The following is a 13,067-nucleotide window of genomic DNA, read 5'->3' on the forward strand; positions in this document are numbered from 1 at the left end:
CCCAAACCCGACCAACCACCAAAAACCACCAAACGACTCCACACAGCTTGACAACGTCCGACCGCGCCGTATTTCGCGTCCGACCGTCGCGGGGTTTTGCACAACCGCCGACCGCGCCGTATTTCGCGTCCGACCGTGGCAGGGGTTTCCACAACCGTGACCACTTGCGGGAGGGGGCCGCGGATCTGACTGTGCGGGGGGCTGGCGGCTTAGCGGGTTGGGGTTAGGTTTTGGGTGCCTAGGACGGTGAGGAGGTTGAGGGCCGCTTCGGAGGGGGTGTGGGGTTCGGTGGTGTAGAGGATGACGCGTTGGTCTCGTTCGGGGATGACGAGGATTTCGCAGCTGACGTCGATCCGGCCGACCAGTGGGTGGTGGATGGTCTGGCAGAGGCTTTGCTGGGTTTCGACCTCGTGGGCGGCCCAGAGCGCGGCGAATTCGGGACTGCCTGTGACCAGGTCGTTGACGAGTTTCGCGAGGGCCGGGTCGTCGGGATAGCGGCTGGTGGTTGCGCGCAGGTCGGCGGCGACCTCCCGGGCGAAGGTTTCGGTCGCGGCCGCGCCGAAGCGGTCGGCCTGAGTCGTACCGTCGAGGAACCGCAGCCGGAGCAGGTTCCGCTGCTTGCGCGGTACGGCGGAGAAGTCGGTGAGCAGGGCGGCGGCCAACGGGTTCCACGCGAGTACGTCGTACTTGGCGTCGAGCACGAGACCGGGCGCATCGAGACGGGCGAGCATGTTGAGTACGCCGCTTCGCACGTCCGCGGGTGGTCCCGGCGGTGGTCCGGGTTGTTCGCCGGCCAGCCGGAACAGGTGGTCCCGTTCCGCGTCGGTCAATCGCAGCGCCCGGGCCAAACCGGTCAGCACCGGGCGGGACGGGCGTGGGCCGCGCCCTTGTTCGAGGCGCGTGTAGTAGTCCGTGGACATGGTGGCGAGGCTCGCGACCTCTTCGCGGCGAAGCCCGGGCGTACGGCGCCGGAAACCCGCGGGCAGTCCCACGTCGTCGGGCCGAAGCCGCTCGCGCCGGATCCGCAGGAACTCCGCCAGCTGTGCCCTGTCCACGCCTCCCAGCATCCCAGCCCGCCCAACCGCCAACCAGGGACGCCTGGTCCTAGGTTGGGCTCGCTCTGCCGGGGCGGGCGCGGAGCGGCGAGGTTGGGGGCATGACGACGAAGATCGCGCTGGTCACTGGCGCCAACAGAGGTATCGGCAAGGAGATCGCCCGGCAGCTCGGCCAGCTCGGGCACACGGTGTTGGTCGGGGCCCGCAAGCCCGGCGGTACGACGGCCGCCGAGCTCGCCGCGGAGGGGATCGACGCTCGCGAGGTGCGGCTCGACGTGCTCGACCAGGTTTCGATCGAGGCCGCGGCGAAGGAGATCGAGACCAGCCACGGGCGGCTCGACGTACTGGTGAACAACGCGGCGATCATCCCGCCCGGCGACAACGGCGTACCCGAGATCGACACCGCCGTACTGCGCCAGGCCTTCGAGACGAACGTGATCGGCCTGGTCGCGGTCACCCAGGCGATGCTGCCGTTGCTGCGTCAGGCGGAGCAGGCCCGGATCGTGAACCTGTCCAGCGAACTGGCGACGATGACCAGCGTGGGCGATCCGGATTCGCCGATGTCGCAGATGCGGATGCTCGGCTACAACTCGTCCAAGGCCGCGGTCAACATGGTCACGGTGATGCTTGCCAATGATCTGCGCGACACCGGTATCGCGGTGAACGCGGCCGATCCGGGCAACTGCCAGACCGAGATGGGCGGCTGGGACGCGCCACGTACGCCGGCCCAGGGCGCGGCCGTCGCGGTCCACCTGGCCACCCTGCCCGCGAAGGCCCCAACCGGCCGCCTGTACGCCGAATCCGGCCAACTGGCCTGGTGAACCCCCACTTGAGTTCTTGGCGACGAGTCGAGCCTGCACCTGGCAGGGAGCGGACGAGCGGCAAAACGTGTCCACTCGTCGCCAAAACCGAGGAACCACTCAGTCGAAGTCGAAGACGGAGTGGTTGTCGTAGAAGTGCAGGACAAAGCGGCAGTTGACGCAGATCATCAGCGTCATCCGGTGGGAGGTGAATCCCCAGCGCGAGTCGCTGCGGGCCTCCTCCTGCTGGAACTGGCCACACCGGCACAACGGGCAGATCAGCTGCGGAGTCTGGTCACCGGGCTGGTTCGTCATGATCACTCCAAGGTGTAGTCGTCCACTTACTGACGCGGCTCGGGCCGATCCGGTGCCATGGCATAACGTGCGGGAGTGGCGCGCGCGTTCTCCTGGCTGACGGATATCCGGCCGCTGCGGGAGTCCGCGGATTTCCGGCGCCTGTGGTTCGGCTCGACCGTGTCGCAGCTCGGCCAGCAGATGACGGCCGTCACCGTCTCGATCCAGGTGTACGCGTTGACCGGTTCCACCTTCGCGGTGGGGCTGGTCGGACTGTTCGCGCTGGTCCCGCTCGCCGTGTTCGGCCTGTACGGCGGCGCGATGGCCGACGCGGTCGATCGCCGTACGCTCGCACTGGTCTCGTCGGCAGGGCTGTGGTTGTTGTCGATGGTGCTGGCGGCGCAGGCGATTCTGGAGCTGGAACGGACCTGGATCCTGTACGCCGTGATCGCGTGCCAGTCGGCCTGTTTCGCGATGAACAGCCCCGCCCGGGCGGCGATCGTGCCGCGGCTGATCAGGCCGGAGCTGCTCCCGGCCGCGAACGCCCTCAGCTCGGCGGCGTACAACCTCGGCTTCACGGTCGGACCTTTGCTCGGCGCTTCGTTGATCGCCTGGCACGGGTTCGCCGCGGCGTACCTGGTCGACGTGTTCACCTTCACCGCCTCGCTGTACGCGTTGATCCGCCTGCCGTCCGTGCCACCCATCGGCGAGGTACGGCGGGCGGGCCTGCGCTCGGTGGTCGAGGGGTTCGCGTTCCTGCGAACGGCGCCGGTGCTGCTGGCAACGTTTGTGGCGGACATCTTCGCGATGGTGTTCGCGCAGCCGCGGGCGTTGTTCCCCGCCGTCGCCGGTTCGTTTTTCGCGGGCGGCATCCGTACGGTCGGTCTGTTGCAGGCGGCTCCGGCCATCGGCGCGATCGTGGCGGTGCTGTTCTCCGGCTGGGTCGGGCGGGTCCGCCGGCAGGGGCTCGCGATCGTGGTCTGCATTTCCGCGTACGCCGTCGCGATCGGGTTGTTCGGGTTGTCCCGCACGATCTGGCTCGGGGTGGCGCTGCTGGCCCTGTCCGGCGCGGCCGACATGTTCAGCTCGTCCTATCGCGGCACGATCCTGCAGTCGGCCGCTCCCGACGCGATGCGCGGACGGTTGCAGGGCGTCTTCATCGTGGTGGTCGCGGGCGGACCTCGCCTCGGCGATTTCGTGGCCGGCAGCACCGCCTCACTCACCACCCCGACCATCGCGCTGCTCGGCGGGGCGATCGCCTGCCTGATCGGCCTGTTCGTCCTGCTGGCCGTCAACCGCCCCTTCCGCCAGTACGACTCCCGCATCCGCGCCATCCGCTAAAACAGTCGCGCCATCTGCTAAAACCGTGCAGCCCGGGTGCCGCGTCGCCACAAGCCGCGCAACCCGGAGCCGCGTACTCTCGCGTCCCGGCCCGGTACCGGTCGGCGGTGTGGGAGGGCGGATTCGGATCGATGAATGCAGGGAAAGGGAAGGCTTAGCCGCCAGTGACGAGGGCCTTGAGTACGGCGCCCCAGGAGGGCATCTCGGGGTCGATCTGCTTGAGCGGTTTGTCGCCGACGGTGACCACCTTGCGATCGCCGAGCGGTTTTTCCAGCTCGGTCGCGAGCAGGCGGATCTTGCTGTCCGTGGGGCAGGGCGCCGTCATGTCGTACAGCACCACGACCTTGTCCGGCTCTTCCTTCACCTTGACCTCGTACCCGCACTTGTACGGCACCCCGAACAGCACGTCCGCCTCGTACGTCGGCCGGCCGTAGATCCACCGCAGGTACTTCGGCTTCTTGCCCTTCACGACCTGGTACATCGGTACCGGCTGCGGGTCCTTCTCGTACCACTTGCCGTCCGCGTCCTCGATTTCGCCGATCAGCTGTTCCAGGCACGGGTCGTCGTAGGTCTTGCTGTCGTCCGCACCCCAGGCCTTCGCGACCAGGTAACACCCGTTGGCCTCGCGGTTGAGCGAGATGTTGAATCCGATCAGCGCCACCATCGCGATCAGTACGCCGATCGCGCCCAACCGGCGCGAACGCTGCTGGCGCTCCGTCAGCGGCGCGCGATTCTCGTCGTGCCCGACCGGGCGGAACACCGCGAGCACATTGGCCGTCAGCTGCGGCCGGATGAGGGTGGGAACCGCGTAGATCAGTGCGAGTAAGACGCAGATGATGACCAAGGGGAAGAGCGACCAGTAGTTTCGCACGGCAGCAAGATACGGGGTCCGTCGGTTCGCGGCCGAAAAACGGATACGCTTCCCGTGTGCCGGCAGAGACGTCCCAGACGCTCGACAGAGGACTGACCGTTCTCGAGTTGCTGGCGGACGCCCCGGACGGCCTGTCCATCACCGAGCTGGCCTCGTCCCTCGGAGTAAGCCGTACGGTCGTGTACCGCCTGGTGAACACGCTTGAACTGCACCGCCTGGTCCGCCGCGACAGCGAGGGCCGGGCCCGCCTCGGCCTCGCCGTACTGCACTATTCCCGCCGGGTGCAGCCCACCCTGCGGGACGCGGCGCTGCCGGTTCTGCGCTCGCTGGCCGAGGACACCGGCGCTACGGCGCACCTGACCGTCGCGGACGGCGAGGAGGCGCTGGCGATCGCGGTGATCGAGCCGAGCTGGACCGACTTCCACGTCTCGTACCGGATGGGCTCGCGGCATGCGCTCGACCAGGGCGCGGCGGGCAAGGCGATTCTGGCCGGGCGCCGCAAGCCCGATCCGGCCGGACGGCCGTTTGTCATCACCGCGGGCGAGCTCCAGGCCGGCGCGCAAGGCGTGTCGTCACCCGTGCTCGGCGTGCCGGGCGTCGAAGCCTCGATCGGCGTCGTCGTACTCGGCAAGCTGGACCGCGACTTCGTCGGTCCCCGCGTGGCCCGCGCCGCGGTCGAAGTCGCCAAACGCCTCGCCTGAGCGCGTCCTCGCCGCCGCCTGAGCGCCTCGCCGGATCCCTAAGCCAGCCGCCGATCAGTTAACCGCCGATTAGTCAGCCGCCGGCTGATCGGCCACGGCCGGCTGACCTGAAGTGGCGGCGCGCAGCAGCGGCAGGGTGCGGTGCGGGATCTGCTCGGCCAGCGCGATCACCGTCGAGGCCCGCTGAATACCACGTACGACGACCACCTGGTCGATCACCCGCTGGAGATCCGCGTTGGAGCGGGCCACGATCCGGCACCACAGGTCCTCGGCGCCGGTGATCGTGTAGACCTCCAGCACCTCCGGGATCCGCGCGAGCGCCGCCGCCACCGAGGTATGACCCGTGCCCTGCTCGATCTGCAGCGTCGCGAAAGCGGTCACCGGATAGCCGATCGCCTCGGTACTGAGGTCCGGCCCCCACCCCCGGACAACGCCGTCCCGGTTCAGCCGATCGAGCCGCGCCTGGACCGTGCCACGGGCCACGCCGAGCCGGCGGGAGGCCTCCAGTACGCCGACCCTCGGCTCGGTCGCGAACAACTCCAGGATGCGGGCGTCCAGTTCGTCCACCGCCACGGCCGGGTTCCTTCCTTACAGGGTGACCACTATTGTCCGGCCAATCCTGCCAGCACTGATCAAACTGCTCAACCAAGAACGAAGGTGTTGCGCAAGGTGTCGTACCTGAGCATGCTCAACGGCACCAGCAGACCCAGGAGGATCTCGATGACCAGCACCGACCTCACCCCCGCCGAGCTCGACGCGGACCTCGACCTGGACCAGTTGAAGCAGCTTGTCGGCCTGGTGCCGTACGACCAGAGCACCGACCCGTTTCCGGTCACCTCGATGGATGCCCTCGTTTTTGTGGTCGGCAACGCCACCCAGACCGCGAAGTTCTACCAGCTCGCCTTCGGCATGGACCTGGTCGCGTACTCGGGCCCTGAGACCGGCGCGCGCGACAGCAAGTCGTACGTGCTGAAGTCCGGTTCGGCCCGGATGGTGATCACCGGTGGCGTCCGGCCGGACAGCCCGCTGCTCGACCACCACCGCAAGCACGGTGACGGCGTGGTCGACATCGCGCTCGAGGTGCCGGACGTCGATCGCTGCATCAAGCACGCCCGCGCCCAGGGCGCCACTGTGCTGGAGGAGCCGAACGACGTCAGCGACGAGCACGGCACGATCCGCCGCGCGGCCATTGCGGCCTACGGCGACACCCGGCACACGCTGATCGACCGTAGCCGGTACGACGGCCCGTACCTGCCCGGGTTCGTCGCGGCCTCGACCACGGTGGTTCGCCCGGAGGGACACCCGAAGCGGCTGTTCCAGGCGATCGACCACGTCGTCGGCAACGTCGAACTCGGCCGGATGGACGAGTGGGTCGACTTCTACAACCGCGTGATGGGCTTCGTGAACATGGCGGAGTTCATCGGCGACGACATCGCCACCGACTACTCCGCGCTGATGAGCAAGGTGGTGGCCAACGGCAACCACCGGGTGAAGTTCCCGCTGAACGAGCCGGCCATCGCGAAGAAGAAGTCGCAGATCGACGAGTTCCTCGAGTTCTATGACGGCGCCGGCGCCCAGCACATCGCGCTGGCCACGAACGACATCCTGCGTACGGTCGACATCATGCGGGCCAACGGCATCGAGTTCCTCGACACGCCCGACTCGTACTACGAGGACCCGGAGCTGCGCGAGCGGATCGGCAATGTGCGCGCGCCGATCGAGGAACTGCAGAAGCGCAAGATCCTGGTCGACCGCGACGAGGACGGCTATCTGCTGCAGATCTTCACCAAGCCGATCGGCGACCGGCCGACCGTCTTCTACGAATTGATCGAGCGCCACGGCTCGCTCGGCTTCGGCAAGGGCAACTTCAAGGCCCTCTTCGAGGCGATCGAGCGCGAGCAGGAACGTCGCGGCAACCTCTGAACCTACGCAGTTCGCACCCGTACGACGCCCGTCTCCGCCGCCGCGCGAGGCGGGCGTCGCCGGTTAATCGTTCGATATGCGGACATGCTGGGCCTTCGGGCGGGGTTGGCGTAACCTGCGGTGATGAGTGCACGTCGGGGCGTTCACTCAGGAAGGGTTACCGATGAAAACTCTGGGCTTACTGCTCAGTACGGCGGGCTTGGCCAGCACCGGCTTCGTATTGCCGGTCACCGCGCATGCCGCGCCGTCACCAGGTACGGCCGCGCAGGCCAACTGCGGGGGCGTGAAGATCATCTCGGCGGCGCCGGTCCGGCGTAACTGGGGCTCGAATGCCGCCGTCGGCTCGATCCAGCTCAAACGTGATGCCTGCTCGAACTACTGGGCCGAGGTCATCGCCTACGACAAGGTCGTCAAGTTCACCAAGTTCAAGGCGTTCCTGCTGCGTTACCGCGGGAACGACAAGATCGGCACGAACCTGTCGTGCGAGGTGCCGGCCGGGTCCGCCCGGACGTGCGCGACCGCCTCGGTGTCCGACCCGAACGGTGGTCTGACGTTCCTGGCGATCGGCAACGAGTACAACGGCAGTAACAACGGCTGGGCGAGCGTGGCCAAGGGTCAGACCGCGAAGGTGCGCTGACCGGCCCTATGGACGTGGTGGACCGACTCCGGCAGGTGCTGCCGGAGTCTGTCGTGCTGTCCGATCCGGACCGGATCGAGAGCTACCGCTATGACCGGGCGATGTTCTGCCCGGCGGGCGTTCCGGCCGCGGTGGTGCTTGCCCGCGAGACCGCGCACGTGCAGGCGGCCGTTCGTGTCGCCGCCGAACTAGGCCTGCCGGTCGTACCGCAAGGCGCCCGCTCCGGCCTGTCCGGCGCCGCCAACGCGATCGAGGGCGGCCTGGTCATCTCCCTGGAGAAGATGGACCAGGTCCTGCGGATCGAGCCCGTCGATCAGTACGTTGTGACCCAGCCCGGGGTGTTCAACGCCGTACTCTCCCGGGCCGTTGCCGAGCACGGGTTGTTCTACCCGCCGGATCCGTCCAGCTGGGAGTTCTGCTCGATCGGCGGCAACCTCGCGACGAACTCGGGTGGCCTTTGCTGCGTGAAGTACGGCGTGACCACGGACTACGTGCTCGCCCTCGAGGTGGTGCTGGCCAACGGCGAGATCCTGCGCACCGGCCGGAACACGGTCAAGGGCGTCGCGGGCTACGACCTGACCAGGTTGTTCGTCGGCAGCGAGGGCACGCTCGGCATCATCACCGAGGCCACCCTCGCGCTGCGTCCGCAGGCCCAGCGCCCGCACACGATGGCGGCCTTGTTCGACTCGGCGGTGACGGCGGGGGAGGCCATCGTCGACATCGTGCGTAGCGGGGTTTCGCTTTCACTGCTGGAGATCATGGACGGCACCACCATCGCGGCGGTCAACGCGTACAAGCGGATGGACCTGCCCGCCGACGCCGCCGCGATGCTGATCGCGCAGTCCGACACCGGCGGTGAGGCCGCCATCCAGGACATCGCGAAGGTGGCCCAGCTCTGCACCGACGCGGGCGCGACCGACTGCATCGTGGCCGACGACCCGCTTGAAGGCGACTTGCTGCTGGAGGCCAGACGAGCCGGCCTGGTCGCGCTGGAACAGCTCGGTACGACGATGATCGACGACGTCTGCGTACCGCGATCCAGGCTGGCCGATTTCATCGCCGGGGTCGAGCGCATCGCGGTGGAAGTGGGCGTCACCGTGGGCGTGGTCGGTCACGCCGGCGACGGCAACATGCACCCGACGGTGGTGTTCGACGCGACCGATCCATTGCAGGCCGCCCGGGCGCAGACCGCCTTCGACCAGATCATGGCGATCGGCCTGGAGCTGGGCGGCACGATCACCGGTGAGCACGGAATCGGCGTCCTGAAGAAGCAGTGGCTGGCGAAGGAGATCGGCCCGGTCGGCGTCGACGTACATCGCTCGATCAAACAAGCGCTCGACCCGCTGGGACTGCTGAATCCGGGCAAAGTTGTGCCGTGACGGTGCCGCAACACAACTGCAGGGCAGAGAACACCTGTGGCGGCTGTGCACCGTGACGTGGCGCGAGCACCATTGGGGGTATCGAACGGCCGCTGCGAAAGATCGTCACAGCGTGTCGCCGGTGCGGCCCTGAGTCTGTGATTGGCTGGCCTCACCAACGCCGTCCTCCGCCCTGGGGACGCGAGTTCCACCGGACGAGGTCAGTGAGGAGGTCATCAATGAGAGCACGCTCTGTAGCGCCGTTACTGGCAGTAGTGCCCTTGCTGATCGGCGTTCTCGCTTCCTGCGGGTCCGGTGAAGGACTGCGCGTCGAGGGCGCCGGCACTCCCGTCACCTCACCGACGGCCAGCCCGACACCTGACCGCTCGATCGGTAAGGCCGCCGACGTTCGCAAACTCTCTATCCCGGCCCTGCGCCAGGTACTGCTGACGGACCGCCGGGTGCCGACGGACATGAAGAACCTCGTCCGGGTCTGCAAGTTCCCGTGTGTGAAGTCCGTGGCCGTGCTCACCCCGGAGAAAACCACCCCCAAACAAGCTGTCACGATCAGTACGGTGACCGGCGGTGCGTTCGTCGTACTGCTGATCGACGACCTGACCACCTCCCCGAAGGTGGTGTGGCAGACACAGGGTGACGGTTTGACCGTGTCGGTGGGCAAGGATTCCACCTTGGTTGTGGAATCCTCAGTGTTCGGGCAGGGCGACAAGGTCTGCTGCTCATCCGGTCCCAAGGTAGAGGTCTACCGGTGGTCAGGGAGCGGGATGGTGAAACTGAACCAATAGTTCCGGTTAGGGAGCAGAACCGCTGTGACATCTGAAGAGCCTGCCGCGCGCATCCTGATGGTCGAGGACGACGCGGTGATCCGTGAGGCGACGCAGTTGACGCTGCAGCGGCACGGTTACGACGTGACCACCGCAGAGGATGGTCTCGAGGCGATCGAGAGCTTCGAGAAGCTCCACCCGGACGCCGTGATGCTGGACGTCATGCTGCCCGGCCTGGACGGGATCTCCGTCTGCCGCCGCATCCGCGAGACCAGCACCGTGCCGATCGTGATGGTGTCGGCCCGCGGCGACGCGCTCGACGTCGTACTCGGTCTCGAGGCCGGCGCCGACGACTACGTGACCAAGCCGTTCGACACCCAGGTACTGGTGGCCCGCCTGCGCGCCGTACTGCGCCGGGCCGTGTCCGATCCGGACCGCCCGAGCCCGTCGGCCGATGCCGGCGTGGAGGCGTTCGGCGACCTGGAGCTGGATCGGGAGGCGCTGGAGGTCCGCCGCGCGGGTAAGCCCGTGCAGCTGACGCCGACCGAGCTGAAGCTGCTGATCGAGTTCGCGAACAACCCCGGCGTGGTGCTCAGCCGTTCGACGTTGCTGCAGCGCGTCTGGGATTACGAGTGGGGTGGCGATGGCCGTCTGGTCGACGTACATCTCCAGCGCCTGCGGACCAAGATCGGGGCCGACCGGATCGAGACCGTGCGCGGGTTCGGATACAAGCTGCGAGCGTGAGATGGGCCTGCGCAGCAAACTGGGCCTGATCTTCCTGGCGGTCTCCTCGCTGGCGATCCTGGTGCTCAGTGTCGCGGTGTACAACCATTCGTCGGCGGCGCGGCTGGACCGGACCAGGTCCAGCGCGGACGAGCGGATCAAGGACGCCGCGGAGGTTTACAACATCACCGGCATGCCCACGCTGGGCGCCGAGCTGGACAACCCGCGTATTCCAGCGGAGCTGCGCCGGGCCGTCGAGGACGGTAAGCGGGCCACCTACAAAACGGGTGGCTCGCCGAACGCCGAAATCTGGGCCGCCCAAGGTGTCGACGACGGCCGCATCCTGTCGGTGGTCGAGACCTACACGCCCACCGACGATTCGATGGACGCGCTGCGCCAGGCCCTGGTGGTCGGCGGTATCGGCACGGTCGGCCTGGTCGCGCTGGTCAGTGTCGTCGCGGCCGGCAGCCTGTCCCGCCGGATCGTCGCCGTCGCCGGTACGGCGCGCCGCATCGCCGCGGGGGATCTGGACGCGTCGGCCGTGGCCGAGGTCGGCCAGAGCAAGGACGAGGTGGCCTCGCTCGCGACGGCGCTCGATACGATGGCGTCGTCGCTACGGGGGCAGCTGGACGCGGAACGCCGGTTCACCGCGGACGTCGCGCACGATCTCCGTACGCCGGTGACGGGTCTCCTTACCGCGGCGGAACTCCTGCCGCCGGGGCGTCCGAGCGAGCTGGTCAGGGACCGGGCGAAGGTGCTGCGCCGCCTGGTCGAGGACCTGCTGGAGATCGCGCGGTTCGACTCCGGCCTGGAGAAGGCCGATCTCGAGCACGTCGGCCTTGGCGCTTTTGTCGACTCGGCCGTCGCGCGCTTGCGGATGCAACAGGCCCTCGCGCCGGGCAGCGTCGAGGTGCACCGGGTCGGCCCGGACGAGGTGGTCGTCACCGATCCCCGCCGGGTCGAACGCATCCTCGCCAACCTGATCGTCAACGGCCTGCGCCACGGTGCACCGCCGATTGAACTGACGGTCACCGGGCGGACCATCGAGGTGGTTGACCACGGCAACGGTTATCCGCAGGAGCTGTTGCTCGAAGGCCCGCGCCGATTCCGCTCCGGCTCGGCGGAACGCGGCGTCGGGCACGGTCTTGGGCTGACCATCGCCGCGGGGCACGCGAAAGTGCTCGGTGCGCGGCTCATCTTCGGTACGGCGGCCTCGGGTGGCGCGTCGGCCCGGCTCGAACTGCCGGAACGGACTGACATCGACTCGTGATGTTCGGGGTCAACTTTTCCCTTACAGGCTTCGTCTATTGAGGCGGAGGGCTCAAGGGGGCCCGGTTTCATACTCGAGGGGAAAATCGAAATGCGCGTTCGTTCTCAGGTTGTTCGTCGTTCCGTTGCTGGTGTCGCCGGCGTCGTTCTGGCACTTGGTGTTGCTGCCGCGCTGCCGGCTAACGCCGCTACTGCCGAGGCGTCTGGCTCGGCTGGTGCTGGTGCGGCGGCCGTGTCCGTGGCTGCGCCTACGTTGTCGATCACGGGGAAGCCGACGACGGTCAAGGTGTGGCAGCAGTTCGTGCTCAGCGGCAAGGCCACTGGGGCGAAGGCCGGCACCAAGGTCGTCGTACAGCGCTGGGAATCGAACAAGTGGGTCACCTTCCCGGCCTCCACCGTGACGACCAAGTCGGGCGCGTACTCGATCCGCGTCAAGAGCGGGCGAGTCGGCGCGCAGTACTACCGCACCGCCACCGCCAAGGTCGCCTCGGCCGCGGTAAAGATCACCGTCGTCAAGTAGGGCCTTCTCCTGAACGACCAGCGGCGCCTATCTCTGGGGAGGGAGTCGGCGCCGCTGGGCTTATCGCGGCTCCTTGTAGGGCGGGGTGGTTCCGGTTGGCAACCGTCCCCCTGAGTCTTTCGAATTGTCAGGTTGGTCCGGGCCGCGTCAAGGGTTCTCAATCACCTGCGGTGACGCTGCGCGCCATTCGGGGGGCTACGCGTCGTACACCGGGTGTGCGATGTGGGGGATGTGCGGCTGCGCGTCGGGTTGCCGTGGCGTGTGCGAGGTTTGACGTGCGCTGCACGTCGGGTCGGCCGTATGACCGTGGGGGCGGTCCGCTGCGCGTCGAGTTTGCCGTATGACCGGGGGCGATGCGGGAGCCGTGGGGCGATGCGCTGTGCGCGGGGTTGGCGATGTGGCGTGGGTGCCCTGCGGGCCGGGTGCGGCGTCGCCGTCAGGTGGTTGGGTGGGGGTCGGCTGCCGACTTTTGCGGCGAGTACCTGGCTGCAACCGGGTAGCGGCGCAACAACTCGGCAGCGGCCGCGCCAAAAGCCGGTAGCCGTGCAGAAACCCGGCATCGGCCGTCCAGATTGCCCGACCTGGCGGCAGCGTGCCGCCGTGGGACCGTTGCGCGGGTGGGTCGGATACCTGGCAGTGGCTGGCCCCTCGCATGGTGGGTTACCACCCCGGAATCCGAGGTGGTAACCCACCTCCGGAGTGGCCAGCCACTCTCGAGAGGGCCCGTGGACCGGGCCGCCGTGCGGTCGTGCAGCGAGAGGGCCCGTGGGGCGGGCCGCCGTGCAGTCTTGCA

At 67.9% G+C, this 13,067-nt stretch carries 14 protein-coding genes; 10 read left to right on the forward strand and 4 right to left on the reverse strand.

The features are described 5' to 3' along the window. Window positions 1-209: 209 nt before the first annotated feature. Window positions 210-1,055, reverse strand: a complete 846-nt coding sequence (locus ACFFGN_RS02770; protein ID WP_380043657.1) for a helix-turn-helix transcriptional regulator — start codon at window positions 1,053-1,055, stop codon at window positions 210-212. 101 nt (window positions 1,056-1,156) lie between these two features. Between ACFFGN_RS02770 and ACFFGN_RS02775 the strand changes: the two genes are divergently transcribed. Beyond that, window positions 1,157-1,876 (forward strand): SDR family NAD(P)-dependent oxidoreductase, encoded by a 720-nt coding sequence (locus tag ACFFGN_RS02775; RefSeq protein WP_380043658.1) that lies wholly within the window; start codon window positions 1,157-1,159, stop codon window positions 1,874-1,876. Between the two features lie 99 nt (window positions 1,877-1,975). Here ACFFGN_RS02775 and ACFFGN_RS02780 read toward each other — a convergent pair whose 3' ends face one another. Continuing rightward, window positions 1,976-2,170, reverse strand: coding sequence for a hypothetical protein (locus tag ACFFGN_RS02780; protein ID WP_380043659.1), 195 nt, complete (start codon window positions 2,168-2,170; stop codon window positions 1,976-1,978). A 75-nt stretch (window positions 2,171-2,245) separates the two neighbouring features. Between ACFFGN_RS02780 and ACFFGN_RS02785 the strand changes: the two genes are divergently transcribed. Next, a complete protein-coding gene (locus ACFFGN_RS02785; protein WP_380043660.1) occupies window positions 2,246-3,490 on the forward strand; it encodes an MFS transporter in 1,245 nt (414 codons plus the stop codon). A 154-nt stretch (window positions 3,491-3,644) separates the two neighbouring features. Here the strand turns inward: ACFFGN_RS02785 and ACFFGN_RS02790 are convergent, their stop codons facing one another. Next, window positions 3,645-4,361 (reverse strand): hypothetical protein, encoded by a 717-nt coding sequence (locus ACFFGN_RS02790; RefSeq protein WP_380043661.1) that lies wholly within the window; start codon window positions 4,359-4,361, stop codon window positions 3,645-3,647. 56 nt (window positions 4,362-4,417) lie between these two features. Between ACFFGN_RS02790 and ACFFGN_RS02795 the strand changes: the two genes are divergently transcribed. Further along, complete coding sequence (locus ACFFGN_RS02795) at window positions 4,418-5,062, forward strand: IclR family transcriptional regulator (protein ID WP_380043662.1); 645 nt, start codon at window positions 4,418-4,420, stop codon at window positions 5,060-5,062. A gap of 69 nt (window positions 5,063-5,131) precedes the next feature. Here the strand turns inward: ACFFGN_RS02795 and ACFFGN_RS02800 are convergent, their stop codons facing one another. After that, window positions 5,132-5,635, reverse strand: coding sequence for an Lrp/AsnC family transcriptional regulator (locus ACFFGN_RS02800; RefSeq protein WP_380043663.1), 504 nt, complete (start codon window positions 5,633-5,635; stop codon window positions 5,132-5,134). Window positions 5,636-5,782: 147 nt separating this feature from the next. Here ACFFGN_RS02800 and hppD point away from each other — a divergent pair, with 147 nt between their 5' ends. From hppD to ACFFGN_RS02835, 7 genes are all read left to right on the forward strand, one after another. Further along, window positions 5,783-6,985: a 4-hydroxyphenylpyruvate dioxygenase gene (gene hppD, locus ACFFGN_RS02805; RefSeq protein ID WP_380043664.1), complete on the forward strand. Its 1,203-nt coding sequence runs from the start codon at window positions 5,783-5,785 to the stop codon at window positions 6,983-6,985. Between the two features lie 163 nt (window positions 6,986-7,148). Next, complete coding sequence (locus tag ACFFGN_RS02810) at window positions 7,149-7,622, forward strand: hypothetical protein (protein WP_380043665.1); 474 nt, start codon at window positions 7,149-7,151, stop codon at window positions 7,620-7,622. An 8-nt stretch (window positions 7,623-7,630) separates the two neighbouring features. After that, window positions 7,631-9,001: an FAD-binding oxidoreductase gene (locus ACFFGN_RS02815; RefSeq protein WP_380043666.1), complete on the forward strand. Its 1,371-nt coding sequence runs from the start codon at window positions 7,631-7,633 to the stop codon at window positions 8,999-9,001. 218 nt (window positions 9,002-9,219) lie between these two features. Then, window positions 9,220-9,783, forward strand: a complete 564-nt coding sequence (locus ACFFGN_RS02820; protein WP_380043668.1) for a hypothetical protein — start codon at window positions 9,220-9,222, stop codon at window positions 9,781-9,783. A gap of 24 nt (window positions 9,784-9,807) precedes the next feature. Then, entirely contained in the window at window positions 9,808-10,506 is a 699-nt protein-coding gene (cseB, locus tag ACFFGN_RS02825; protein ID WP_380043669.1) for a two-component system response regulator CseB, read from the forward strand. A 1-nt stretch (window position 10,507) separates the two neighbouring features. Then, the gene (locus ACFFGN_RS02830) at window positions 10,508-11,755 is read left to right on the forward strand and encodes a HAMP domain-containing sensor histidine kinase (protein WP_380043670.1); all 1,248 of its coding nucleotides are present in this window, start codon (window positions 10,508-10,510) and stop codon (window positions 11,753-11,755) included. Window positions 11,756-11,845: 90 nt separating this feature from the next. Beyond that, window positions 11,846-12,274 (forward strand): hypothetical protein, encoded by a 429-nt coding sequence (locus ACFFGN_RS02835; protein WP_380043671.1) that lies wholly within the window; start codon window positions 11,846-11,848, stop codon window positions 12,272-12,274. Window positions 12,275-13,067: the final 793 nt, after the last annotated feature.

It is taken from the genome of Kribbella deserti (genome assembly GCF_042434725.1).
Classification (GTDB): domain Bacteria; phylum Actinomycetota; class Actinomycetes; order Propionibacteriales; family Kribbellaceae; genus Kribbella; species Kribbella deserti.